This window comes from Tardiphaga sp. 20_F10_N6_6 (genome assembly GCF_052076045.1).
Classification (GTDB): Bacteria; Pseudomonadota; Alphaproteobacteria; order Rhizobiales; family Xanthobacteraceae; genus Tardiphaga; species Tardiphaga robiniae.
The window spans coordinates 4,487,020-4,511,173 of sequence record NZ_CP197239.1; the positions used below are offsets into that span (position 1 = coordinate 4,487,020).

Here is a 24,154-nt window from a genome sequence, read left to right on the forward strand (position 1 = left end):
ACGCGTAGATGGTCATTCCGAGAATGGAGACTCGCATGTCGCTCATCAAGTTCTCATTTGCTATGGCATTAGCGGCGTTCGGGCTGCAACTGGCTGCCAATGCCCAATCTCTCCCGACGCGCGAGACGCAGGCTATGGCGGCGGTGAAAAGGACCGAAACGGCCGCGAAAGAGCGCATCAATGCATGGACTGTCGGCCTCGCCGGCGGGCTCATTGAAGGGGCTCCGCTTCGTCTCGCGGCAGAGATTGCTCGCGTCGTAAACGAGGAGGATAAGCTTCACGTCCTCCCGATCGTGACGCGCGGAGCAACGGAAAACGTCAATTCGCTGCTGTATCTTAGAGGCGTTGATGCGGCGATCATCAACACGGATGCTCTTGAGGAATATAAAGCTCAAGTTCCGTCTATCGAACGGCGCATCGTTTACGTTCTGAACCTCTTTCCGTCCGAACTGCACATATTCGTCCGCCCGGAGATCCGGTCGCTCGAAGAGCTCAAGGGAAAAAAGGTCAATTTCAATACGCAAGGTACGGCAGCCGCCTATTCCGGTCCGCTGATCTTCAGTCGGCTGGGACTAAACGTGGAAAAAATGTTCATTCCGCACCAGGTCGCATTGGAGCAAATGAAGCGCGGAGAAATCGCGGCCGTTGTGTTTGTGACGTCAAAGCCCGTCGACGCCTTTCTGAAGGGACGCTGGGATCCCGGATTTAAGTTCCTCCCCGTCGAATACGGCGCCAAATTTGAGGACTACTATCTTCCATCGTCTATCGATGCGGCGGACTATCCGAGTCTGGTGCCGAAAGGTGAGCGGATAGCGACGATTGCAGTCCCCACCATTCTTGCGGCCTATAACTGGCCACAACAGTCTGACCGATACCGGCGCGTGGCGCGCCTTGTCGATCACCTGTTTGGTCGCTTCGACCGGTTGCAGTCCCCTGGTTTCGATCCGAAATGGAAAGAGGTCAATCTGCGGGCCAGCGTGCCGAGCCTCGGCCGGTTTAAGCCGGCGCAGGAATGGCTTGATCTTCCGCAAGCCGTAACAGCGGGACGGTCCCCATGAAGGACACGGGTACTCTCGGTCTGGCTGTGCTCTTGGTTATGAGCCAGACTGTGTGTGCTCAAACCGGTGGCGCCATAGATCGCCTGAAGACCTGCTCACAGTTTGAAGGCATGGAGCGCTTGAAGTGCGTCGATGAGCTGTTGGGGGAGATGACCGAAACCCACGCTACCACGCCGTCTCCAAGTCCGAACTGGATCATCAGCGAGACCACCTCTCCGGTGGATTATCAGCCGCAGATTGAGGCGCTGATGACAGCGCGCACAGCATCGCAAAATGCTGCCTCCGCGTTCGCCATCCATTGTCGCGCCCATCGCACGGAGTTGATAATTTCCACAACGGGATCCTGGAAGCCGGTCCCGGATGGCGAGGTGAAGGTCGCGCACCGGATCAACGAAGAGCCAGTTGTTGAACAGCGCTGGCGGGCGTTAGAAACGGGGAAAGGTCTTGCCTTTCCAGGCGACGTTGTTCGCTTGCTCCGCTCAATGCCGGATGGTGGCCAGCTTCTCGTTAAAGTCCACGTTGGGAAAGGTCCACCATATGAAAGTACGTTTCAATTGGTCGGCTTGAATGCCGTCCGACGCAAGATGGCGACGGCATGCAACTGGCCCGCGCCCTGACCGACGCGCGTACGAGTGCAGGACAACGCGACCAGTTCCCTCACCTCCGTTGCGAAGATACCAGCCCGACATATCTGTCGCCTCGCCGCATGCGCAGCTGCCTTCGCACCCGCTCGTTCATCCAACGCTCCAACATCTGCAATGTCTAGGCGTTGCGGCAACGATGGTTGTGCTGAACCAAGCCGCCGGCGATGCCTCGGCAAGTCGCGACGCCGGTTGGCCGCCTTAGTCCTCCCGCATGCCACGCCGTATCGCATCGGTCATCGGTTGCATGAGATAGGCAAGAACGGTGCGTTCACCAGTCGCGATCAGGACGTCGGCCATCATGCCGGGTTTGAGCTTCTCGCGAATTTTGTCGGGAAATTTCGTCACTTGCACTGAAACTTTGACTTCGTAGTAAGGCTGGTGCGTGGCTTCGTCGCGAAGCGCATCGGCTGCCACCGAAAGAACTTCGCCGATGGCGATCGGCGTCGAGCGAGCCTTGAACGAGGGAAGCCGCACTTCTGTGGGCATGCCGATTTGTACGTGATTGACGTCGAGAGAGGATATTTTCGCGGCAACCACGAGGACGTCGTTGTCCGGCACGATCTCCATCAAGACGTCGCCCGGCTTGATCACCGCGCCGACCGTGTGGACTTTCAGATTGACGATACGTCCGGAGCGAGATGCGCGAACGTCCATCCGACCGAGAACGTCTGCGGCCATGCGCAGCTTCTCGCGCGCGTCAGCGAGCTGAGCGCGGGTGTCGGCAAGCTTACCGGTGGCTTCCTCCAGAACTTTCTGCCCGACCTGATTGATCTGTAACCGTGCTTCGTCGATGATCCGTCCGAAGCGCGCGATGTCGGCGTCGTATGAACCAATTCGGCCCTCAAGGTCGGATTTGGAACGCTCCAGAGTCGCAATCCGCGCGAACGGAACGATCCCCTGGTCGGCGAGCGGCTTGAGCTTGGTATATTCCTGCGCCATGCTGTCGAACTGTGCGCGTGCAGCCTTGCTTTGCGCAGCGTTTCCCTGGATCTGGCGCTGCGCCTGTCCGATCTTTTCTTCAAGGATCGAAACCTCGATCTTTCGCGCGACGCGGCGTTCCTCGAACCGCCGCTTCTGGTCGCCCATGGCACGCTGCGCAGAGGGATCGGAGGCCTTCTGCGTCAGTTCGGATGGAAACGTGATCGTATCGGCCCCATCGGCTTCCGCAAGCAGACGCGCCTCTTCCGCGATTGCCGAATACACGGCCGAACGCGCCATCTCCTCCCGCGCCCGGTCCTGTGTTGGATCGAGTCGCAACAGCACCTGTCCCTGTTCGACATGCGCGTCGCCCCTCACCATCAGGCTTTGGACGATGCCACCTTCCAGGTGCTGAACGGACTTACGGTCGCTCTCGACGACGATCGAGCCTGCAGCCACGACGGCACCATCGATGGAGGCCAGGCCAGCCCAACCACCAAACACTACGAAGGTCAGGAACACGATACCAAAGCCGCGTCTCGCCGGAGTGCGCCAATCGCCCGATGGATCGCCATTTGCGTTCCCGGCGTCTCGATTCGGGAATATCGACAGCCATACCTTTGATAGCCAGATCAGCAACTGCGCCTTGATCTCCACAAATCGTTGCAAGACATCAGGCCTGCGAAACGCGTGGCCACCATCGCTCAAACGTCTGAGGAGTCGCGCCAGTTCGTCCTGAGCAGCAATCTCTGCTCGCAATTTGGGAATCTTCATCATTGCCTCGTGACATGGACAGGCCGAACCGAACTTGGGAACGGCGCGTGGCGCGAGGCCCCATCAACTCGGTGGCTTTCTGTTGCGATCCGCGGTTCGCGGCGCATGGGCGCAACGGTCTCACCAAGAAGCAAGGGAAGAAGCTCTTCGCGCGTACCCGCGCGCCCGATGCGTCCGTCATGCATGAAAACAATCTTGTCGACCAATGAAAGGAGATTTGGTCTGTGATTGATGATCACGATCGTTACACGCTGTTGACGGAGCATTTGGATGGCATCAGCCAGAGCACGATCGCCGTCACCGTCCAGATTGGCGTTCGGTTCATCGAGCACGACAAAGACGGGCCTGCCAAAAAGTGCGCGGGCCAACCCGATGCGTTGTCGCTGGCCGCCGGAAAGACCCGCCCCGTTTTCCCCGATGACAGTGTCGTAGCCCTGCGGCAGCCGCTGGATCATGGCATGCGCCGAAGCCAGCTGCGCCGCCTCGACAACCTGTTCATCCAACGCGCCGTCACGAAAGCGAGCGATGTTGTCGCGGACGGTCCCGGCGAATAATTCAACATCCTGCGGCAAGTAACCGAAACTTTGTCCAAGGAAACTGGCCTCGAAATGCCGGATGTCATTTCCATCGACGCGTACGCAACCGTGTGCGGCTGGCCAGGCTCCAACCAGCGCGCGCGCTAGGGAAGATTTGCCGGAACCGGACGCACCGACGATCGCAACAACTTCGCCAGGTGACAGCCGGAAACTGACATCGGAAATCGCCGCCAGCTGCGATCCCGGTACCATAACGGTCAAAGCCTCGACGGAGATGTTGCCGACCGGGGGCGGCAATCGCGTCGGTTGTCTTTCCGTCGCCCGCGTCCGCAGAGCCTCGTCGAGGCGGGAAAAAGACGTCCGCGCCGACACGAACGCTCTCCATTGCGCGACAGCCGCCTCTACCGGTGCGAGCGCGCGCCCCATGATCAAGGAGGCAGCGAAGAGAACGCCTCCCGAGATCTCCTGATGAATTGCCAGGTAAGCCCCGACGCCCATAATCGCCACCTGAATCGCCATCCGCAGAAATTTCGAGATTGCGAGCAGCGTTCCGCCGCGTTCTCCGGCCTTGGCGCTTTCAACGAGCGCCTGTCCATGCGTGGCGCCCCAGGCGGCGCGTATGGCAGGCCCCATTCCGAGACCACGGATCGCTTCCGCGTTACGAAGCGAGGACGTCAATCGGTCCAGAGCGTGGAGATTCTTGAACGAAGCCGCCATCAGCGGCGCTTTGGTGGCGCGCTCATTGAGAAAGGCGAGCGCAAGGATGACCAGCGCGCCTGTCAGAGCAACCATGCCGATCGATGGATGAAGCAGAAAACACATGCCGAGAAAAATCGGAGTCCAGGGTGCGTCCATCAGAGACGTGATCACGCCGCCGGATAGAACGTCGCGCAATGTGTCGACGTCGCGCAACAGCTGAACATGATGCGAGCTTCCTGTGCGCACTGCCTGTGCGAGAGCCGTTTCGAAAGCTTCTCCTGACAGCAAATGGTCGAAGCGAATTCCGGTTTGCACGAGAACACGGCTACGAAAGTGCTCGAGTGCTGCGTAACTGATGAAAAGCGCGAGCGCGATCAGCGAAAGCAGCAACAGCGTCATCGCGTTTCGGCTCGTCAGCACGCGATCGTAGATCTGCATCGTATAAAGCGGCGAAACGAACACCAAGAGATTTATGAAGATAGACAGCCCGCCAGCGGCAAGCAGGCCTGGACGTATCTGGCGGAAAGCGTCCGCAAGCGCGGGCGGTCTTGCTGAAGTATACATGTGTGCATCCAGGCCGCCCGGATCGGACGGCGCTAACGTTAGAGAAGCCATATGCGAAGAAGCGAGCGCGAATTGGCTCGTACGCAACACATCCCGCACTGCGCGAGACGGCATTCCTCTCGCGACCATACTGGCCGCGATGATCCCCAAATGGGGGGCCATGAAGGCCCCCCAAGTCGCTTTCATATGCGCGGATCACCGCGCATATGTCGTTCTTTGTCGCAGACTCAGTTCTGCGGGTTTACCAGTGCCACGAATGGTGATCCACGTGATGGTTGTTGTGGAGGCTGGCGAGGTCCAGATGCGGCGCCAGAGTTGCGTCGGTGACGTCGCTCGAAGCCGTATCCGTTGCAGCCGTCGCTGCTGCGGTTGCAGCGGGCGAAGCGGATGCGTGCTGATGATGACCACCCCAGGAAGATTTGTTCCCATCCGTGAGATGAGAGAAGTCCAGCCTGTGATGGTGGTTGTGCCCGGAGTTGCCGACGTCGGTGGCCGGAGCCGTCGTCGTCGGCTCGGTGGTCGTAGGCGCAGTCGAGGTGTCGACAACGCTGCTGGAAGCGGTATCCGCTGCAACGCTCACGGACGCGGTTGCCGCGGATCCGTGGTGATGGTGTCCACCTCCGGATGAGGTGCTTCCATCGGTCAGCTGGGAGAAGTCCAGCTTGTGATGGTGGTTATGCCCGGAGTGGCCGGCGTTGGTGGTCGGCGCCGTCGTCGTTGGCTCGGTGGTCGTGGGCGCAGTCGAGGTGTCGACCGACGCTGTGTCGGTAACGCTGCTGGAAGCGGTATCCGTTGCAGTGCTCACGGACGCGTTTGCCGCGGATCCGTGGTGATGGTGTCCACCTCCGGAACCGGACGATGTGCTTCCATCTGTCGACTGGGAGGAGTCAGCCTTGTGATGGTGGTTGTGCCCGGAGCCGCTGGTATCGGTGGTCGGCGCCGTCGTCGTTGGCTGAGAGGCCGTGGGCGTCGTCGAAGAATCGCTCGAAGACGTCGTATCCGTCGAGGTGCCGCTATGCGACGTATCGACCGGCGTCGTCGGGTTGCTGCTCGACGTGTCAACCGGAGTCGTGCTTCCAGTCGACGTCGAATCCGTCGTCGTGCTCGTATTGTGCTGCAGGAATACGTTCTGGAGCGCTTGCGAGTTTTCCAGCGCCACGTCTCCGTTCTGCGATCCCCAGGCGTAGGCGTAGTCGAAAGCCGGATTGGGAACGACAGATGCCCAATGGTCGAGCATTTGCTGTTCCTGCGCGGCGGTCGGCATCACATAGTGACCACCCTGATCGGTGACCCAGTTACCGCCGCCGAATGTCTGAAATACCGGGACGATGCTGGCCTCCGGAATTCCAGCGGCTTTGGCGGCAGCGACAGCCTTGTCAATCATGCTGTAGTCGACTGTCGAGCTATCCGACCGCACCGGATACGGATCGATTCCGAAGAGGTCGATATGGGTGTTCTCCGGGGTGTACGTATTCGCGAAGCTGGGATTATCCGAAGATCCCATGTTCATCATGGTGATGAACGTCTTCGCACCCGGAACGTTGGCGTGAATCCAATCGGACTCAGCCTTCAGGTTTGCAGCGGTCACGAGGGTATTCCACTGCCCCGTGGGATCTGGCTCGTCCTTAAGGAAGAAACCGTAGACGTTGGGATTACCGATGTAAGGTTTCACAGCGTCGATGAAGCTCTGGGTGACGCCGTCACCCTGATCGAGCCAGACGAGGCCCTTCACGCCTGCCGGCAAAGCGTTCACTTGCTCCACCGACGAAACGTCGGCAAGATTGAAGCCTGCTTGAGCTGGGGTGAAGTTACCTTGTGCGTCGATGTTGTCGCCTGATGCGTAGTGTAATGTTGCCAATACCGTTCCCCTGTATTGTAGTACGTTGACGAGGCCCCCAAGAATCTTCGTAAAAGTAAATGCAGGTATGTAACTACAGTTCTGCGTTAGCTTTGATCGAAGCGCCCATGGATTAACGTTTGTTTACGTTTGAGGCGGGAGTTTGTCGCAGCACCGGACGAAACAGTGAGTTTATTGTGCTAAAACTTGGAGGCTGGTATCAGAGAAGTGTTAGCACGGTGCGTAACGATTCAATCTGTTCGCAGCGGTACTTTTCGATAGTCCCGATGCGGTGAAGGAACTACACAAGCGCGCATAAGTATCGCTGAGAGAAATGATACTCGGTGACGCGCGTTTCGCTTTCCTCTGCTGCAGTTGCACTCGTGACGACGACAGCAAGCTTCTCTCCGACCTCGGGTGCCCATTTCGGGCGTTGCACTTCGGAAAGCCCGTAATGTCGGTGTGGCGCGATCTCACTCTTTCGACGCAAAATGCGTGCGCCGGTGCCGGGTCACATCAATGCCGCGGCAGAACCTGGCTCCGTAGCTGCACTTCATGCGCTCGAGCAGCTTGATCAATCTGCCGGCGTGGCTGTGCTACAAATGTCATGATGCCGATTGTACAAGCTCAGGCATCAGCTGTTTTGAGCCATCAAGAAACACCCTCACTGCGTCGTTGACGATGTCGTCCAGTCGCTCCGGTGTCGGCGTGTCGTAGACGAAACGCCGGATGGCCATATAGAAGATGCGGCCGTGCAAACCCCAGAACATTTCGACTTCGCGCTCCGACAGCGGGACCTGATCGCTTGAAGGCAGCTTCAACTCGTGACGAAGTTCGCAACAGGCGGGCTCGATGATTTGTTCGCGGACGATCTGAAGATACCGTTTGGTGATGTCGAACGATTTCATCCCGGAGAAGACGAAGATTCTCACCCAGTTGTATTCGAAGACCTGCTCGACATATTCGAGATAGAAGCGCGACAGCCGGGCCTGCAGCGACAGCGTGCGATCCTGGATCAGGCCGGCCCAGGACGGCGACCAGCGGCTGAGATAGATCTCTTCATAGACGCGTTCGATCAGCGCCTCTTTGCTCGGGAAGTGGCGATAGATTGCCGAATGGGTGATGCCCATGCGTTTCGCCAGTTCGCGCGTCTGCCCGCCGAAGCCGTGTTCCGCGAAAAATTTCACGGCTTCATCGACGATGAAGCGCTCGCGCTCCGCCGCGCGCATGTTGCGACGCGGTGGCCTTTCGACTGATTTGATGGGCTTTTTTGCCATTTTTTCTTCGCGTTGCGGGAGTTCTGAATAGCTCAATTCGAAAAAGAGACCAAATGGTCATTTTAAGTTGACCCGGGGAAATCGACGTGTTCTAGATTTCCGACCAAATGGTCACAACTGGACGTCCGCGAGACGTTTAGGGAGAAGACGTTGAAGGCGAGGGCGTTCAACTATGTGAGGGCTTCCACGGTGGTGGAGGCTTTGAAAGCGTTCGAGGAAGCCGGCGACGATGCGAGTTACATCGCAGGTGGCCAGAGCCTCGTGCCGGCGCTTGCCTTGCGGTTGCAGGCGCCGCAATTGCTGATCGACATCGCGCATATCTCGACGCTTCGTGGTGTCGACCTGCAGGGTGACTGGTTGCGCATCGGCGCGCTCACCCGCCATCACGAAGTGCTGACCGATCCGTTGATCCGCCGGCACGCGCCGCTCTACAGCGAAGCCGCGCCGCATGTGGCGCATCCGGCTATACGAAACAAAGGCACCCTCGGCGGCAGTATCTCTCATGCCGATCCTGCGTCGGAATTCCCGGCGATGACGTTGGCGCTGGGCGCCGAGCTCGAAATTGCTAGCCGCGACGGCGTACGCCGCGTGCCGGCCGACGATTTCTTCCTCGATCTGTTTCAGACAGCGATCGAACCGGGCGAGCTTCTTGTCGCGATTCATGTGCCGGTGGTTCAGCCCAATCATCGCTGGGCCTTTCATGAGCTTGCGCGTCGGCGTGGCGACTTTGCGTTGGTCGGCTGCGGTGTTCTCGCCGAATTCGTCGATGACGTCGTCAAACAGGTGCGTATTGCGTTCTTCTCCGTCGGCAGCACGCCGCTGCGCGCCCGGCAGGCCGAGGACAGTCTGGTCGGCAAGAGGCTGGATCAGGCCGCGATCGCTGCGGCGCAGGCCGTCGTTGGCGACGATCTCGATCCGCCTGAAGACGAGCACGCGCCGCCTGCCATGAAGCGCCATCTTGCGCGCGTTCTTCTCGGTCGACTGCTGGGCGAGATCGGGAGGCAGGGCGCATGAGCGATCTCGTCAATGTCACCATGACGGTGAATGGCGCTGAGGTGTCGCGCAGCATCGCGCCGCGCATCACGCTAGCGGATTTCCTGCGCCAGACGCTGGAACTGACCGGCACCCATACCGGCTGCGAGATGGGCGTTTGCGGCGCCTGTCTGGTTATTCTGGATGGCCGCGTCGTACATTCTTGTCTGACCTTCGCGGTGCAGGCGAGCGGGGCGGCCATCGAGACGGTAGAAGGTCTCAATGATCGGGCGGTGATTGCGGACATCCAGGAGGCGTTCCATCAGCGTAACGCCCTGCAATGTGGCTTCTGTACGCCCGGCATGTTGATGACAGCCCACGCCCTGTTGTCGCAGCCAGGTGTGCCGTCGCGTGAGGACATTCGCGACGCACTGTCGGGCAATTACTGTCGTTGCACCGGTTATGAGGCAATCGTCGATGCGATCGAGAAGGTCGCGCGCGATCGTCATGCGGGCGCGAATGCTTCGGCTCCCGAGGAGGTTGGCGCATGAGCGTGCTGACTCCACTCGATCGTCCGAATTCCTATATCGGCCGCTCGGTGCCGCGCCCGAACGCCAAGCGGCTGCTCGCCGGCCGCGGCCGTTACGTCACCGATATCACTCTGCCGCGCATGCTGCATGTCGCCTATGTGCGCAGTCCTTATGCGCACGCCCGCATCGTCTCGATTGATGCGACGACGGCGCGCGAGATGCCCGGCGTGCGACTGGTGGCTACCGGCGAGGATCTCGCAAAACTGTGCGCGCCATGGATCGGCACCATGGATCACTTCAAGGGCATGAAGTCACCGCCGCAGCTGCCGTTGCCGATCGACAAGGTCGTATGGTCCGGCCAGGCGGTTGTCGCGGTCGTGGCCGATGCGCGCGCACTGGCTGAAGATGCAGCGGAGGCGGTGTATATCGAGTTCGATGAACTGCCCGCCGTTGTCGATATCGACGCTGCGCGCGCACCGGATGCGCCGGTGATTTCACCGGAACTCGGCAGCAATCTCTGTTTCCATGGCAAGATCGATACCGGTGGTGTCGAGGATGTCTTCGCCGGCGCCGCGCATGTGGTGGAGGAGGAGTTTCACTTCGGCCGCCACACGGCGGTCACCATGGAGCCGCGCGCGATCATCGCTGATTACGATGCCAGCGAGGGGCAATTGACGGTGCATCATGCGACGCAGACGCCGTATCAGTTCCAGGACATCTATGCCCGCCACTACGGCCTCCCTGAATCCCGCGTCCGCGTGATCGCACCGGATATCGGCGGTTCGTTCGGCATGAAGCTGCACATGTATCACGAGGACATGGCGGTGGTCGGGCTCAGCATGATGCTGGGCCGCCCAGTCAAATATGTCGCCGACCGTATTGAATCCTTTGTGTCGGACATCCATGCGCGCGATCACCGCGTCCGCGCGCGCATGGCGGCGGATATCGACGGTAATATCCTGGCGATGGATGTGGAGGATGTCACCGGCATCGGCGCGTTCTCGGCCTATCCGCGCACCAGTGTGGTCGAAGGCAATCAGGTCTATCGCCTGATGGGCGCGCCTTACACGTTCAGGAATTACCGGGCTGATCTCCAAGTGGTATTCCAGAACAAGGTGCAGATGAGCCAGTACCGCGCCGTCGGTCATCCGGTGGCCTGCACCGTCACCGAGCGTCTGGTGGACATGATCGCCGACAAGACCGCGCAGGATGTGTTCGACATCCGCAGCCGCAACTTGATCCCCGACGATGCCTATCCCTGCACGTCGCCGACCGGCTATCAGTTCGAAGCACTGTCGCATCATGCCTGTCTCGCCAAGCTGAAGGAGATGATGAATTACGACCGGCTGCGCGCCGAGCAGGTGGAACTGCGGACCAAAGGCATTCATCGCGGCATCGGCATTGCCACCTTTGTGGAAATCACCAATCCCGGTCCGGCCTTCTATGGCGTCGGCGGTGCGCGCATCTCGTCGCAGGATGGCGCCATCATCAAGATCACGCCGTCGGGGGATGTCCATTGCTCGATTTCAGTGACCGAACTCGGGCAGGGCACCGAGACCATCATCGGGCAGATCGTCGCCGAACATCTCGGTGTCGATAGCAATCGCATCAAGGTGATGACAGGTGATACGGACACTACCCCACATGGCGGCGCGACCTACGCCTGTCGCGGCGCCGGCATTGGCGGCGAGACGGCGCTGCAAGCGACGAAAAAGCTAAAAGCCAATGTTCTCGCGGTGGCTGCGGCGATCCTGCAGGACGAACCGGAGAAGCTCGATATTCATAGTGGCTGGATCGTAGATGTCGCGACCGCCCAGCAGCGTATCGAACTCTCCGAGATCGCGCGCATCGCTTACTTCCGTTCCGATACACTGCCGCCCGGCACCCAAGCGCAGCTGTCCGTCGCGCACCACTATGCGCCGCAGGGCTATCCCTTCGCCTTCACCAATGGCGTTCAGGCCTGCCATCTCGAACTCGATGTCGAGACAGGTCTGGTCAAGATACTCAAGCTATGGGTCGTCGAAGATTGCGGCCGGGTCATCAATCCGCTGCTGGTCGACGAGCAGATCCGCGGCGGCGTCGTGCAGGGCCTTGGCGCGGCGTTCTTCGAGGAATGCGTCTACGGAGACAACGGCCAGCTCACCAATGGCTCGCTCGCCGACTATCTCGTGCCGATGGCGGTGGAGATGCCGGACATCGAAATCGGACATGTCGAGACGCCGACGCTGGATACCCAGCTCGGCGCCAAGGGTGTCGGCGAGGCCGGCACGGCTGCGGCATCGGCAGCAGCACTTAATGCGATGAATGATGCGATGAAGCCATTCGGAGGCACGCTCGCGCAGGTGCCAATGACACCTGCACGAATACTCAAGGCGCTTGGACACATCTGACTCATAAAAGAAATCAAACGGAGGACATCATGACGAAGGACATTCGAGACACCAAACGCAATCATATTTCGCGCCGCCACGTGCTGGCCGCGCTCGGCACCGGCGCGAGCGTCGTCGCCATGCCGTGGATCGCACGCGCTGCCGATGACACGATCCGCATCGGCTTTCCGACACCGCTGACCGGCCCGTTCGCGGCGGAAGCCAAGGATCAGGTCAAGAGCGCAGAGCTCGCCGTCAAGCAGTTCAACGACAAGGGCGGCGTTAACGGTCGCAAGATCGAGCTGCTGGTGCGCGATGACAAGCTCAATGGCGGCGAGGCGGCAACGCGCACGCTTGAGCTCATCGAAAAAGACAAGGTCCATGCGATCGTCGGATCGCTGTCCAGCGCGGTGCAGCTCGCGGTCAATGAAGTGACGCGTGCCCGCGGCGTGCTCTATGTCTCCATCAGCCAGTCCGACACCATCAATGAGGTCAAGGACTTCAGCAAATACACCTTCCATGAAGCTCTCAACCCAACCATGACCGCAGGTGCCGTGGCGCGCCATGCGTTCAAGAAGGGCACCAAGGTCGCGCATCTCGTGGCCGACTATGCCTATGGCCATGAAATGCTGCGCGGCTTCAAGCGTGCGCAGGCCGCAATCGGCGCCGAGACCGTTGGCGAGATCATGCACCCGTTCGGTGCTGCGGATTACTCGACTTTCATGCCGCGTCTGCGCTCGATGCGTCCGGATATCCTGTGCATCAGCAATTTCGGCCGCGACCAGGCCAATTCGATCAAGCAGGCGGTGGATTTCGGCCTCAAGCAGCAGGCCAAGATCGTCGTGCCAGTGTTGCTGCATAACCAGCGGCTGGCGGTGAGCCCGGAAGTGTTCGAAGGTGTCGTTGGCGGTTCAAATTACTATTGGGGCCTTGAGAGCCAGTTGCCGAGCGCAAAGGCGTTCAACGACGCCTATCGCGCGGCCAATGGCGGCGCGATCCCGACCGACTACGGCGCCTATGGCTATACCGGCGTCTCGTCGCTGCTGCAGGCGATGCAGGTGGCTGGCGGTACCGACACCGACAAGGTGATCGCGGCGCTGGAAGGCCTGAAATACGATGTCGCCAAGGGCCCGCAATATTATCGCAAATGTGATCACCAGTCGGTCCAGTCGGTCCTCGTGCTCGAGTCCAAAAAGAAGGCCGATATGAAGGGCGACAGCGATCTGTTCAGCATCGTGGCCAATGAGCCGGCTTCGGAAAACGTGCTGCGCAGCTGCACTGAACTCGGCTTCCCGGCCTAACGAAGGCATTCGTCGTCCATGGATACAGAACTCATTCTGATGCAACTCTTCTCCGGAGTTGCCCTCGGTGCGATCCTCGTGATCACCGCGCTCGGCTTGTCGATCATTTTCGGCATGCTCGGTGTGGTGAACTTCGCGCATGGCGCGCTGTTCATGGTCGGCGCCTATGCCGGGCTATGGGTCGCCTCATTGACCGGCAGTTTCTGGTGGGGGCTGCTCGTTGCCCCCATCATGATCGGCGTGTTCGGGATGGCAATCGAATATGTCCTGATACGTCCGCTTTACGGCCGTTCGATCGACGATCCGCTTCTGCTCACCTTCGGTCTCAGCTACGTGCTGGTGGAAGGCGTGCGGATCGTATTCGGCAGTGACGGCATTCCATTCCCGACGCCGTCATCACTGACCGGGGTGGTCGATCTCGGCGTCGGTTTCTTTCCGATCTACCGCATCTTCGTCGTCGGCGTCGTCTTCCTGGTCGTGGTGCTGCTGTGGATGGGGCTGGAGAAGACCAAATTCGGCCTGATCGTGCGCGCCGGCGCGCGCGATCCGACCATGATGAAGGTGCTCGGCGTCGATATCAGCAAGGTCTGGTTGCTGGTGTTCGGGCTCGGTGTCGGTCTCGCCTCGCTCGGCGGCGTGCTGTCCGGGCCGATGCGGTCAGTTAATCCGGAAATGGGCGCCTTGGTGCTGGCCGAAGCCTTCGTCGTGACTGTCATCGGCGGCCTCGGCTCGCTGGTCGGCTCGATCATCGCGGGTCTTCTGGTCGGCGTCGTGATCAGCATGACCGCGCTGTTCGCACCGGAAATGGCGACCATCGTGATGTTCGCATTGATGGCCATCGTTCTTCTGATCCGGCCGCAGGGCCTGTTCGGCAAACTCGCGTAACGGAGCGGACCATGACATCACCGGCGCTCGCCGTTTCTCCTTCCGCCAGTGCGCGAAAGCCTGCGCGCTTCAAATCGCTCGTGACCAAATATCGCGTCCCGCTGTCGATCCTCGCGCTATGCCTGCTGCCGTGGCTGCTGCCGTCCAAGGCGCTGGCGGTGAACGTCCTGATCTACGGCACGGTCGCCGTCGGCTATAATCTGCTATTCGGCTATACCGGTTTGCTGTCGTTCGGCCACGCGGCCTTTGTCGGCACCGGGGCGTACATCACCGGCATCGCCATCGGCCAGTTCGGTGTGCCCTGGTATCTCGCGGTGCTGATGGGTGTTATTGGCGGTGCGCTGCTGGCCTTCGTCATGGGCGCGCTGTCCACGCGCACGCGCGGCATCTACTTCTCGATGGTGACGCTCGCGCTCGCGCAGCTGGTCTATTACGTGGCGCTCCAGACACCGTCCTGGACAGGTGGTGAGAACGGACTGCGCGGTTTCACTGTCAACAAGATCAATCTGTTCGGATTCGAGATCAATTTTCTCGACCCGGTCAACAAATACTACGTGCTGATGGTATTCGCAGCGCTAGCGCTGTGGCTCGTCTCGCGCATTCTCAACTCGCCATTCGGCGCAGCTATCGAGGCGATCCGCGAGAACGAACGTCGTGCGCGGACCTGCGGCTACAATGTCGAGCGCACCAAGCTGTTGTCATTTACCCTGTCAGGCACGATCTGCGCCCTTGGCGGCACTATGTCGGCGCTGCATCTGGCCTTCGTGCCACTGGATTCGCTGCACTACCTGTCCTCCGGGATGATCGTGATGATGACGCTGCTCGGCGGCGCCAGCAGCTTCTTCGGGCCGTTCATCGGCGCGCTGGTGTTCCTAGTGATGGAAGACGTGTTCTCGCTGTGGACGTCGCACTGGCAGATCATCGTCGGATCCATCTTCGTGCTGTTCGTGCTGTTCCTGCCCAAGGGCATCTGGGGCACATTTCTCACAAGGGTCATGCGATGAACGCGCCGCTTCTCGCCGTCAACGATATCGGAGTGAGGTTCGGCGGCTTCGTCGCGCTGCAAGGCGTGACGACGGAGTTCCGGCCGGGTCGCGTCACCTCTATCATTGGCCCTAATGGCGCCGGCAAGAGTACGTTCTTCAATGTGCTGTCCGGCGTGCTTACCCCCTCCAGCGGATCGATCCGCTTCAAGGGGGACGATCTCAAGGGCACGAAGCAGCACGAATTCGTGCATCGCGGCATCGCGCGCTCCTATCAGATCACCAACATCTTTCCCGATCTGAGCGTCCACGAGAACGTTCGTGTCGCCGCGCAGGCCAGTCGCTCGCGCTACAATATCTGGACCAACCGGAACAAGTTCACAGAGCTTGATGCCAAAGCCGATGCGGCGCTGGAGGCTGTCGGTCTGGTCACCAAGCGCGACGAGACCGCCAAGTTTCTAGCCCATGGCCAGCAGCGTGCGTTGGAGATTGCCATCGCGCTGATCTCCAATCCGGAAGTGCTGTTGCTGGACGAGCCGACCGCCGGCATGGGTCCGGAAGAGACCAAGGAAATGGTGGCGCTGCTGGAGAAGCTGGCGGCGGAACGCACCATCCTCCTGGTTGAACACAAGATGAAGATGATCCTCGGCCTCAGCGACCGGATTCTGGTGCTGCACCATGGCCGGCTGATCGCTGATGGCACGCCGCACGACATTCAGACGGACCCCGAGGTTCGTCGCGTCTATCTGGGACAGAACGATGGCTATGCTTGAAACCAAAGACCTGAACGCCTGGTACGGCGCCAGCCATACGCTGCATGGGGTCTCGATCTCGGTGGCGCAGGGCGAAGTCGTCGCGCTGGTCGGCCGTAACGGCGCCGGCAAGACCACCACGATCCGTTCGGTCATGGGGTTGATGTCGAAAACCACGGGCGGCATGACATTCGACGGTAACGACCTGACGTCGATGCCCGCCCATGATCGTTTCAGGCTCGGCCTTGCCTATGTGCCCGAAGAGCGCCGGATCATTCCGGGACTCACGGTGCGCGAAAATCTCCAGCTTGGTCTCGTTGCCAACCGCGGGAAGATCGACGAGCGCGAAGCCATCGAGGAAATCGCAGAGAGCTTCCCGCGCCTCAAGGAGCGCCTCGATCAGGAAGGCGTCACCATGTCCGGCGGCGAGCAGCAAATGCTCGCCATCGCCCGCGCCACCATCGCCAAACCCAAGATGATCCTGCTGGACGAGCCCTCGGAAGGCATCATGCCGGTGCTGGTCGAAGAGATGGGCGTTCTGTTCCGCAAGCTGCGCGATCAGGGCGTCACGCTGCTGCTGGTCGAGCAAAATGTGGAATGGGCGCTGCGCCTTGCTGATCGCGCGATCATCATGGACCAGGGCGAGGTCGTTTACGAGAGCAGCTCGGCGGCATTGCTTGCCGACAAGGAAATCCAGGAACGTTATTGCGCGGTCTGACGCGCATGCTTGCAGACAGGTCACTCCCATGCAGATGAAAGACAGCCAAACCCTTCCGGCCTCGCGCGACAAGGTTTGGGCCGCGCTCAACGATCCCGCTGTGCTGAAGCAGTGTATTCCCGGCTGTCAGGTGCTGGATATGACGTCACCGACCGAGATGACGGCAACGGTCGTGATCAAGGTGGGCCCGGTGAAAGCGACCTTCGGGGGCAAGGTGACGCTGAGTGATCTCGACCCGCCAAACGGCTACAGGATCATGGGTGAAGGCTCCGGCGGTGTCGCCGGTTTCGCCAAAGGCGGCGCAGCAATCAGGCTCGATGCGGTGAGCGACAGTGAAACGATCCTGTACTATGAGGTCGATTCCCAGATCGGCGGCAAGCTGGCGCAGCTCGGTGGGCGCTTGATCGACTCCACAGCCAAGAAGCTGGCGGGTGAGTTCTTCACCAAATTCGGCGCGGTCGTTTCCGCAATCTGAGCGCAGCGGCTGTGACCTATTGCACGATGAACTGGTTGCGCGCCTCGCGCACCTTGGCGACGATATAGCGGCGCACTTCGCGGACCCGGCTCGTATCATGCGTGTCAGGATGTGACACCAGCCAGTAGCTTCGCGTAAAGCGACTGGCCGGCAGAATGCGCTTCAACTCGGGATAAAGCTGCGCCGCGTAGTCGTGCAGGATGCCGACGCCGTGGCCCGCACGAACTGCTTCAAGCTGGCCGACCACGCTGCCGCATTCGAAGCGGCGGGTGATCAGTTCGCTGAAGGTCGATGCATAGTCCAGCGCGCGGCTGTAGATGATATCGTAGATGTAAGTGATCAGCAGGTGGTCGGCGAGATCGCCGGGCTCGCGGATCGGCGTCGACCGAGCCAGATAGTCCTCAGACGCGTAGACGCTGAGCGTGTAGTCGGTGAGCTTGGTGCAGATCAGCTTGCCTTCGTCGGGCCGCTCCAGCGTCACCACGATATCGGCCTCGCGCTTGGCAAGCGAAAAGGTGCGCGGCAGCGCCACGAGCTGGACGATGAGATCCGGATTGGCTGCGGCAAAGCCGCCAAGCTTGTCAGCCAGAAAATAATTGCCGAGCCCGTCCGGCGCGCCGATCCGTACCGTGCCGGCCACCTTGTCGGCGGCCGATGTGAGCTGCGATCCGACCTTGAGCAGTTCGGATTCGGCGCGCTCTGCCGCTGCGAGAAGGGCAACCCCTGATGGTGTCAGCGACGAGCCCGTTGTCTGCCGGTTCAGCAGCTTTGTCTTCAGGTCTTTTTCGAGGGCGGTGAGCTGGCGCGCCACTGTTGCATGGTTGAGTTTCAGCCGCTTGGCGGCACCCAGAATCTGGCCGGTACGGGCGACTTCCAGAAAAATCCGAACTTTGTCCCAATCCATCGTTGGACTCTATTTGCTGCACATCGAAGCCGCAATACTTCGCGTTGTCCGGGCCGGGGAAGCGGCGCAAGACCGCCGGAGCATCAAAGGAGAGTTCGATGGCTTCGGAAATCAAGCACTATATCGGCGGACAGGAGGTGGCAGGTCGCAGCGGCCGGACGTCGCCGGTTTTCAACCCTGCGACGGGAGAGCAGACCGCTCAGGTGGGCCTCGCCAGCACGTCCGAAGTGGGTGCCGCGGTTGCTGCCGCACTCGCGGCAGCAGAGAGCTGGGCCGATACGCCGTCGCTGCGTCGTGCCCGTATTCTCAATAAATTCCTGCGCATCTGTGAAGATCGCATCGACGATCTCGCGGCTGTGATCACCTCCGAACACGGCAAGACCCTGTCGGACGCCAAGGGCGAAATCCAGCGCGGCCTCGAAGTGGTCGAATTCGCGGTGGGTGCTCCGCAGCTGCTGAAGGGCGAAGTCAGCGAGAATGTCGGCACGCGCGTCGACAGCTACGGCGTACGTCAGGCGCTTGGTGTCGTGGCCGGCATCACGCCGTTCAACTTCCCGGTCATGGTGCCGATGTGGATGTTCCCGGTGGCGCTGGCCTGCGGCAACACCTTCGTGCTGAAGCCCTCGGAGCGTGATCCGTCGGCATCGCTTCTGATTGCTGAATGGCTGGCCGAAGCCGGTCTGCCAGCCGGCGTGTTCAACGTCGTACATGGCGACAAGGAAGCCGTCGATGCGCTACTGCATCATCCTGATGTTGCAGCGATCAGCTTCGTCGGATCGACCCCGATCGCGCGCTACATCTATTCGACCGCGACGAGCACCGGCAAGCGTTGCCAGGCACTCGGCGGCGCCAAGAACCACATGGTGGTGATGCCGGATGCCGACATCGACCAGGCCGTCGATGCGTTGATGGGTGCCGCCTATGGCTCAGCTGGCGAGCGCTGCATGGCGATTTCGGTCGCGGTGCCGGTCGGCGAGAAGATGGCGGATGCCTTGATCTCCAAGCTGGAGCCAAAGATTCGTGCGCTCAAGGTCGGATCTGGCTTCAATGCTGAATCTGAAATGGGCCCGCTGGTGACCCAGCAGCATCTCGACAAGGTGCGCGGCTATGTGGATTCCGGCGTCGAACAGGGCGCCAAGCTGGTCGTCGATGGTCGGGACTTCCGGTCCAACGAAGGCGGCTACTTCATCGGCGGTTCGCTGTTTGATCACGTGACGCCGGACATGAAGATCTACAAGGAAGAGATCTTCGGGCCGGTGCTCGCGGTGGTGCGTACGCCGGACTATGCGACGGCAGCGCGCATGATCAACGACAACGAATACGGCAACGGCACGGCCATCTTCACGCAAAACGGCGACGTCGCGCGTGAATTCGCTCATCGCATCCGCGTCGGCATGGTCGGCATCAATGTGCCGATCCCGGTGCCCGTGGCGTTCCATTCCTTCGGTGGATGGAAGGCCTCGCTGTTCGGCGATCACTCGATGCACGGACCGGAAGGCGTTCGCTTCTATACCCGCCTCAAGACCGTCACCAGCCGCTGGCCAACGAGCATTGCGCAAGGTCCGGAATTCGTGATGCCGACAATGAAGTAAGGTCGGAGCGTGGGGCGCGCGACTAACGCGTGCTCCACGAGCCTGCCGGTCTATTCCGCGCCCTTAGGCCGCGGCCGTCACACGCCAGATCACGTCGCCCACATCGTCGGCCACCAGCAACGCGCCGTCCGGGGTGAGTGTGACGCCGACGGGGCGTCCATAGGACACCTTCTCGTCCGGTGCGAGGAAGCCCGACAGGATATCCCGCGGCGGTCCGGACGGCTTGCCGTTCACGAACGGGATGAAGACGACCTTGTAGCCGCTGAGCGTGCTGCGATTCCACGACCCGTGCTGGCCGATAACCATGCCGTCCGGAAATCCCGGCAGCGTGCCGGCGGGCAGCCAGCAGAGGCCGAGCGAGGCGGTATGGCCGCCCAATGCATAGTCGGGCGTGATCGCGGTGGCGACCAGCGCTGGATCCTGCGGCACGCGGTCGTCGACTGTCTTGCCCCAGTAGCAATAGGGCCAGCCGTAGAAGCCGCCGTCACGCACCGAGGTCAGGTAATCCGGCGGCGTCTCGTCGCCGAGGCCGTCGCGCTCATTGACCACGGTCCATAGCGCGCCGGTCGTCGGCTCCCAAGCGAGGCCGACGGGGTTGCGCAAGCCGGCGCCGAAGATGCGGCTCTTGCCCGTCGCAATATCGAGCTCATAGACAGCGGCGCGGCCTTCTTCGACCTCCATGCCGCCTTCGGCGATGTTGCTCAGCGAACCGACGCCGATATACAGCTTGCTGCCATCGGGGCTCGGCAGGATGCTCCGCGTCCAGTGGCCGCCCGACTTGAAATTGGTGAGTTTCTTGCCCGGCGCGGTGATGCTGTCAGCGCCCGCCACATAAGGGAAGGCCACCACGCCATCGACATTGCCGACATAGAACGTGTCGTTCAGCAGCGCCATGCCAAACGGCTGGTTCAGTCCCTCCATGAAGGTCTGGCTGGTCTCGGCGACGCCATCGCCATCCCGGTCGCGCAGCAGCGTGATGCGGTTGGCGCTGACGCCGAGCGCCGCGGCCCGCCGCATCGTGGCCTGCATCGCATAGCCGAACATGTTACGGACGGGACCGGCAACCTGCGTCGCCTCGGCGATCAGAACGTCGCCATTGGGCAGCACGTTGATCCAGCGCGGATGTTTCAGGCCGGAGGCAAAGGCATTGACCTTGAGCCCGGGCGCGACAACTGGCTTCTGTCCCGCGGCCCAGCCCTGAGCGGTCGGCATCTTCAGCGTGGGGATGGCGCCTTGCGGCTTGGCCTCTGGCACAACGGGCGCGCTGCCCCAGGCGGGCGCGTGTGTATTGCCCTGCAGGCGGCGCCACTGCAGCGCCGCGCCGCCGATGACCGCAACGACGCGCGCAAAAACTCCAGACAAACTCATGTCATTCCCCCATGTAAGTGCGCGCACACTATCCGACACCTACGCGGGTTAAAACCGCCGCGTGACGGCGTGCAGGGCATGCGAGCCCGTCATTCATGGGGGATCGGCGCCATGACGACCGGGGCGGTGCGGGCGGCTATGGCGCCGCGATGGCCTGGTTGATGCAGGCGGCTAGTTCGTCGACTTCGAACGGCTTGTTGAGGACGCAGGGCGTGCTGCCCAGTCGCGCGCGCACTTTCTCTTCGGAATTGGCCGTGATGAAAATGACCGGCGTCTGGTTCTTGTCCGAGCGCATGCGCTCATAGAGGTCGATGCCGGTGAGGCCCGGCATTTCGACGTCGGTCACTACGCATGACGTAGCGAGCACCGACGGCGATGTCAGAAACGCTTCGGCGGATTCGAAGCTGAGGACGATAAAGCCCAGCGATCGCAGCAGGCTTTCAAGCGCGCGGCGAACCGACGAGGAATCGTCGATGATGGCAATGGCATGTTCAGAGTTCAACGCAATCTCCACACGGCGGCTTTGACAGCGACCCCAGTGTTGAGCCGTTTCGCCCAGAATATTGTCAAATAACGCCGTGCAGCGAAATCATACTGAGGTTTATCGGGAGGTACCGGGAGCTGGTTTCATGCCGATTGCCTCGGCCATGCGCACCAGGGAGGCGAAGGATTTTGCGTCCATCTTCTTCATCATCTTGCCGCGATGGATCTTAACCGTAATTTCGCTGAGGTTCAGCTTTGCGGCGATCTGCTTGTTCAGCAACCCCGCGGTGGCAAATTCCATCACCTCGCGTTCCCGCGCACTCAAAGTGCCGAAACGCTCCTTGATATCGGCCAGTCCATCGCGCTCTTGCCGCGCCTTGCGGTCGCGCTCCACGGCGCCCGCGACGGCATCGAGCATTTCCTGATCGCGAAACGGCTTGGCGAGAAAATCGACGGCTCCGGCCTTCATGGCGCGCACCGTCATCGGCACATCGGCATGGCCGGTCATGAAGACGATGGGCGTATTGCCGCCGAGATCGGCCAGGCGCTTCTGGAAATCAAGGCCGCTGACGATCGGCAGCCGAATATCGAGGACAAGGCAGCTGGCCCTGGTGAGAATGTCGCTCTCGAGAAGCTCGACCGCCGAGGAGGCGAAGCTGACTTCATATCCGACCGAGCGCAGCAGACTGCCAACCGCAGTGCGGATGGCGGCTTCGTCGTCCACGACGACGACCAAAGGTGCTTCTGCGTCGTTAGGCAAGGTTGCCGGATCCTTCTGCGGTGGCCGTCGGTATCACGAAATGGAAGGTGGTTCCACCACTCTCGTTTCGTTCCGCCCAGATGCGTCCGTGATGCCACTCGATGATGGATCGGGAGATCGAGAGGCCGATGCCCATTCCCTCGGCCTTTGTCGTGAAGAACGGCGCGAACAGGCGTTGCATATGGTCGTCCGGGATACCTGATCCTGAATCGCGCACCGAGACGAGAATTCCCCGCGTCGCATCGAGTGCCGACCACACCCTCAGCTCCTTCGTCGCACTCGCCTTCATGGCGTGGACGGCGTTGTTGACGAGATTCATCAGCACCTGCTGAAGCTGCACCTCGTCGCCCACGATGGTGGGCAGATCGGGTGTCAGGTCGAGGACTGCTGAAATCTGGTGCTGTGCCAGATCGCGCTGAACCATCGCCAGTACCTGCGTGACGATAGCGTTGACGTCGACCTGGCCGCGCGCCAACTCGCCCTTCACGGCGAGCGACCTCAGCCGGTGAATGATGTCGCCGGCCCTGCGGCCCTCCTGCACGACTTCCTTGAGGCAGGCCGTGGTCTCGCCGAGATCGGGCCGCTCCCGCGACAGCCAGCGCAAGGCGGCCTCCGCATTGGTCACCACGGCGGCAAGCGGCTGGTTGACCTCATGGCCGATCGATGCCGTCAGGGCCCCCAATGTCGCGATGCGCGAGACGCGGGTGAGTTCTGCGATGCTCTGCTGGAGCGCTTGCTCGGCTGCGATCTTGGCGGTGACATCGAGCGAATTGATCAGGACGGAGCGAGACCGATCGGTGGGGAAGGTTGCCGTGACGATGGTCGTGCGCAACTCGCCGTTGACGGCACGGATGGCCGCTTCAATCGTGAATGAGCTTTCTCCCGCAAGAAATGCGAGCAGGATTTCGCGAAAGGCGACCAAAGTCTCCGGCTCAAGTGCCGCATCCCAGGACTGCCGAACGTTCTTCTGGTCGAGATCGCCGATCAATTGCTTCGCGGCGTCATTTGCGTCGAGGGTCCGGACGAGAAACAGGCAATGTTTGAGGAAGCCCTCATTGGCGATGAGATAGTCGCGCAATCGGGGAATGCCTTGTTGCAGGATCGGCGCGCAGGCATTGGCCGCTTCCGTGAAGTCCTGCTCCCAGATGGCAACACTCGTGCCCTGAAAGATGTTGCGATAGCGCTCTTCGCTCCGCCGAAGCCTTGCGTCCGACATCCTGATCTGGACGCAGAGCACGGCGGCGATGGCAATGGCGAGCGCGCTGACGGCGCCGCGCAGCATTGCTCCCTCATTGGGGTCGTTCGCGTGGCCGATCAGATAGCCGAGGATTGTCAGGCCGATGCAGCCCAGAGCGATCAGGATGATGCCCGTGACATTGGTGAAACGGAGCGCCATCAGCAGCACGACGATATAAAGCGCCGCGACGGCGATCTCGAACGTGCTGAAGGCGTCGAACGCGAAAATACCCGCAGCAAGGATAGCTGTCGCAATGGCCATGGGCAGCTGTGAGGGGCGGTGCACCCGATCAGAATTGGTCATTTGAGCCGCAAAATAGGAAGCAGGGCGTGCGTCCTGCAGGGAATGGTGAAGTCGTCCGAAGTCTGTGGCGTCTCGCCCGAAATAAACCTTGGTATAGGGCGGGATTACCTTCGTTTCTTGAATCTCTATTCTCGTAGAATGGTTAGCGCGGCCGGAATCTCTCATCCTTGGATCGTCGAAGTCATCGCGATGTCGATGGCATTCACCACCCAAAG

Annotated in this window: 21 protein-coding genes; 12 read left to right on the forward strand and 9 right to left on the reverse strand. The window is 60.8% G+C overall.

The window, feature by feature from the left end; translation table 11 throughout:
- Positions 1 to 35: 35 nt before the first annotated feature.
- Both AB7813_RS21595 and AB7813_RS21600 read left to right on the forward strand, forming a co-directional pair.
- Positions 36 to 1,058: a TAXI family TRAP transporter solute-binding subunit gene (locus AB7813_RS21595; protein WP_089266912.1), complete on the forward strand. Its 1,023-nt coding sequence runs from the start codon at positions 36 to 38 to the stop codon at positions 1,056 to 1,058.
- Positions 1,055 to 1,675 (forward strand): hypothetical protein, encoded by a 621-nt coding sequence (locus AB7813_RS21600; RefSeq protein WP_439065573.1) that lies wholly within the window; start codon positions 1,055 to 1,057, stop codon positions 1,673 to 1,675. The genes AB7813_RS21595 and AB7813_RS21600 overlap by 4 nt, the downstream gene beginning before the upstream one ends.
- A gap of 225 nt (positions 1,676 to 1,900) precedes the next feature.
- On the opposite strand, the gene AB7813_RS21605 is transcribed toward AB7813_RS21600, so the two are convergent.
- The 4 genes from AB7813_RS21605 to AB7813_RS21620 form a co-directional block, all read right to left on the reverse strand.
- Positions 1,901 to 3,397, reverse strand: a complete 1,497-nt coding sequence (locus AB7813_RS21605) for an HlyD family type I secretion periplasmic adaptor subunit (protein ID WP_441228360.1) — start codon at positions 3,395 to 3,397, stop codon at positions 1,901 to 1,903.
- The gene (locus tag AB7813_RS21610) at positions 3,394 to 5,193 is read right to left on the reverse strand and encodes a type I secretion system permease/ATPase (RefSeq protein WP_184512812.1); all 1,800 of its coding nucleotides are present in this window, start codon (positions 5,191 to 5,193) and stop codon (positions 3,394 to 3,396) included. Before AB7813_RS21610 ends, AB7813_RS21605 begins: the two co-directional genes overlap by 4 nt.
- 241 nt (positions 5,194 to 5,434) lie before the next feature.
- Positions 5,435 to 7,051 carry a calcium-binding protein gene (locus AB7813_RS21615; protein WP_439065574.1) on the reverse strand — a complete coding sequence of 539 codons (1,617 nt, stop codon included), beginning with the start codon at positions 7,049 to 7,051 and terminating at the stop codon, positions 5,435 to 5,437.
- Between the two features lie 584 nt (positions 7,052 to 7,635).
- Positions 7,636 to 8,307 (reverse strand): TetR/AcrR family transcriptional regulator, encoded by a 672-nt coding sequence (locus AB7813_RS21620; RefSeq protein ID WP_439065575.1) that lies wholly within the window; start codon positions 8,305 to 8,307, stop codon positions 7,636 to 7,638.
- Positions 8,308 to 8,457: 150 nt separating this feature from the next.
- On the opposite strand from AB7813_RS21620, the gene AB7813_RS21625 reads away from it, so the two are divergent.
- The 9 genes from AB7813_RS21625 to AB7813_RS21665 are packed head-to-tail and all read left to right on the forward strand — an operon-like array spanning position 8,458 to position 17,292.
- Entirely contained in the window at positions 8,458 to 9,321 is an 864-nt protein-coding gene (locus AB7813_RS21625; RefSeq protein ID WP_439065576.1) for an FAD binding domain-containing protein, read from the forward strand.
- A complete protein-coding gene (locus AB7813_RS21630; protein WP_439065577.1) occupies positions 9,318 to 9,830 on the forward strand; it encodes a (2Fe-2S)-binding protein in 513 nt (170 codons plus the stop codon). The genes AB7813_RS21625 and AB7813_RS21630 overlap by 4 nt, the downstream gene beginning before the upstream one ends.
- Positions 9,827 to 12,199: a xanthine dehydrogenase family protein molybdopterin-binding subunit gene (locus AB7813_RS21635; protein WP_439065578.1), complete on the forward strand. Its 2,373-nt coding sequence runs from the start codon at positions 9,827 to 9,829 to the stop codon at positions 12,197 to 12,199. The genes AB7813_RS21630 and AB7813_RS21635 overlap by 4 nt, the downstream gene beginning before the upstream one ends.
- Positions 12,200 to 12,228: 29 nt before the next feature.
- Positions 12,229 to 13,479 (forward strand): ABC transporter substrate-binding protein, encoded by a 1,251-nt coding sequence (locus AB7813_RS21640; RefSeq protein WP_441228361.1) that lies wholly within the window; start codon positions 12,229 to 12,231, stop codon positions 13,477 to 13,479.
- An 18-nt stretch (positions 13,480 to 13,497) separates the two neighbouring features.
- Entirely contained in the window at positions 13,498 to 14,364 is an 867-nt protein-coding gene (locus tag AB7813_RS21645) for a branched-chain amino acid ABC transporter permease (protein WP_089266642.1), read from the forward strand.
- An 11-nt stretch (positions 14,365 to 14,375) separates the two neighbouring features.
- Positions 14,376 to 15,368 (forward strand): branched-chain amino acid ABC transporter permease, encoded by a 993-nt coding sequence (locus AB7813_RS21650; RefSeq protein ID WP_439065580.1) that lies wholly within the window; start codon positions 14,376 to 14,378, stop codon positions 15,366 to 15,368.
- Positions 15,365 to 16,120 (forward strand): ABC transporter ATP-binding protein, encoded by a 756-nt coding sequence (locus AB7813_RS21655; RefSeq protein WP_175369530.1) that lies wholly within the window; start codon positions 15,365 to 15,367, stop codon positions 16,118 to 16,120. The genes AB7813_RS21650 and AB7813_RS21655 overlap by 4 nt, the downstream gene beginning before the upstream one ends.
- Positions 16,113 to 16,817 (forward strand): ABC transporter ATP-binding protein, encoded by a 705-nt coding sequence (locus AB7813_RS21660; RefSeq protein ID WP_439065945.1) that lies wholly within the window; start codon positions 16,113 to 16,115, stop codon positions 16,815 to 16,817. Before AB7813_RS21655 ends, AB7813_RS21660 begins: the two co-directional genes overlap by 8 nt.
- 28 nt (positions 16,818 to 16,845) lie before the next feature.
- A complete protein-coding gene (locus AB7813_RS21665) occupies positions 16,846 to 17,292 on the forward strand; it encodes a CoxG family protein (protein WP_439065581.1) in 447 nt (148 codons plus the stop codon).
- Between the two features lie 16 nt (positions 17,293 to 17,308).
- Here AB7813_RS21665 and AB7813_RS21670 read toward each other — a convergent pair whose 3' ends face one another.
- Positions 17,309 to 18,196: a LysR family transcriptional regulator gene (locus tag AB7813_RS21670; RefSeq protein ID WP_439065582.1), complete on the reverse strand. Its 888-nt coding sequence runs from the start codon at positions 18,194 to 18,196 to the stop codon at positions 17,309 to 17,311.
- A 98-nt stretch (positions 18,197 to 18,294) separates the two neighbouring features.
- Between AB7813_RS21670 and mmsA the strand changes: the two genes are divergently transcribed.
- Positions 18,295 to 19,788, forward strand: coding sequence for a CoA-acylating methylmalonate-semialdehyde dehydrogenase (gene mmsA / locus AB7813_RS21675; RefSeq protein WP_439065583.1), 1,494 nt, complete (start codon positions 18,295 to 18,297; stop codon positions 19,786 to 19,788).
- A gap of 63 nt (positions 19,789 to 19,851) precedes the next feature.
- Here the strand turns inward: mmsA and AB7813_RS21680 are convergent, their stop codons facing one another.
- The 4 genes from AB7813_RS21680 to AB7813_RS21695 form a co-directional block, all read right to left on the reverse strand.
- Entirely contained in the window at positions 19,852 to 21,156 is a 1,305-nt protein-coding gene (locus AB7813_RS21680; RefSeq protein WP_439065584.1) for a PQQ-dependent sugar dehydrogenase, read from the reverse strand.
- A gap of 136 nt (positions 21,157 to 21,292) precedes the next feature.
- Positions 21,293 to 21,658: a response regulator gene (locus tag AB7813_RS21685; protein WP_158596738.1), complete on the reverse strand. Its 366-nt coding sequence runs from the start codon at positions 21,656 to 21,658 to the stop codon at positions 21,293 to 21,295.
- Between the two features lie 99 nt (positions 21,659 to 21,757).
- Positions 21,758 to 22,399, reverse strand: coding sequence for a response regulator transcription factor (locus tag AB7813_RS21690; RefSeq protein ID WP_089266657.1), 642 nt, complete (start codon positions 22,397 to 22,399; stop codon positions 21,758 to 21,760).
- A complete protein-coding gene (locus tag AB7813_RS21695; RefSeq protein WP_439065585.1) occupies positions 22,392 to 23,897 on the reverse strand; it encodes a sensor histidine kinase in 1,506 nt (501 codons plus the stop codon). The genes AB7813_RS21690 and AB7813_RS21695 overlap by 8 nt, the downstream gene beginning before the upstream one ends.
- Between the last annotated feature and the right edge of the window lie 257 nt (positions 23,898 to 24,154).

Excerpts from the sequence above, each read along its gene's own strand:
- mmsA (WP_439065583.1), top strand. The coding sequence starts at position 18,295 with ATGGCTTCGGAAATCAAGCACTATATCGGCGGACAGGAGGTGGCAGGT.
- AB7813_RS21695 (WP_439065585.1), bottom strand. The coding sequence starts at position 23,897 with ATGGCCATTGCGACAGCTATCCTTGCTGCGGGTATTTTCGCGTTCGAC.
- AB7813_RS21630 (WP_439065577.1), top strand. The coding sequence starts at position 9,318 with ATGAGCGATCTCGTCAATGTCACCATGACGGTGAATGGCGCTGAGGTG.
- AB7813_RS21600 (WP_439065573.1), top strand. The coding sequence starts at position 1,055 with ATGAAGGACACGGGTACTCTCGGTCTGGCTGTGCTCTTGGTTATGAGC.
- AB7813_RS21645 (WP_089266642.1), top strand. The coding sequence starts at position 13,498 with ATGGATACAGAACTCATTCTGATGCAACTCTTCTCCGGAGTTGCCCTC.
- AB7813_RS21595 (WP_089266912.1), top strand. The coding sequence starts at position 36 with ATGTCGCTCATCAAGTTCTCATTTGCTATGGCATTAGCGGCGTTCGGG.
- AB7813_RS21635 (WP_439065578.1), top strand. The coding sequence starts at position 9,827 with ATGAGCGTGCTGACTCCACTCGATCGTCCGAATTCCTATATCGGCCGC.
- AB7813_RS21640 (WP_441228361.1), top strand. The coding sequence starts at position 12,229 with ATGACGAAGGACATTCGAGACACCAAACGCAATCATATTTCGCGCCGC.
- AB7813_RS21670 (WP_439065582.1), bottom strand. The coding sequence starts at position 18,196 with ATGGATTGGGACAAAGTTCGGATTTTTCTGGAAGTCGCCCGTACCGGC.
- AB7813_RS21650 (WP_439065580.1), top strand. The coding sequence starts at position 14,376 with ATGACATCACCGGCGCTCGCCGTTTCTCCTTCCGCCAGTGCGCGAAAG.
- AB7813_RS21655 (WP_175369530.1), top strand. The coding sequence starts at position 15,365 with ATGAACGCGCCGCTTCTCGCCGTCAACGATATCGGAGTGAGGTTCGGC.
- AB7813_RS21680 (WP_439065584.1), bottom strand. The coding sequence starts at position 21,156 with ATGAGTTTGTCTGGAGTTTTTGCGCGCGTCGTTGCGGTCATCGGCGGC.
- AB7813_RS21610 (WP_184512812.1), bottom strand. The coding sequence starts at position 5,193 with ATGTATACTTCAGCAAGACCGCCCGCGCTTGCGGACGCTTTCCGCCAG.
- AB7813_RS21660 (WP_439065945.1), top strand. The coding sequence starts at position 16,113 with ATGCTTGAAACCAAAGACCTGAACGCCTGGTACGGCGCCAGCCATACG.
- AB7813_RS21665 (WP_439065581.1), top strand. The coding sequence starts at position 16,846 with ATGCAGATGAAAGACAGCCAAACCCTTCCGGCCTCGCGCGACAAGGTT.
- AB7813_RS21605 (WP_441228360.1), bottom strand. The coding sequence starts at position 3,397 with ATGATGAAGATTCCCAAATTGCGAGCAGAGATTGCTGCTCAGGACGAA.
- AB7813_RS21620 (WP_439065575.1), bottom strand. The coding sequence starts at position 8,307 with ATGGCAAAAAAGCCCATCAAATCAGTCGAAAGGCCACCGCGTCGCAAC.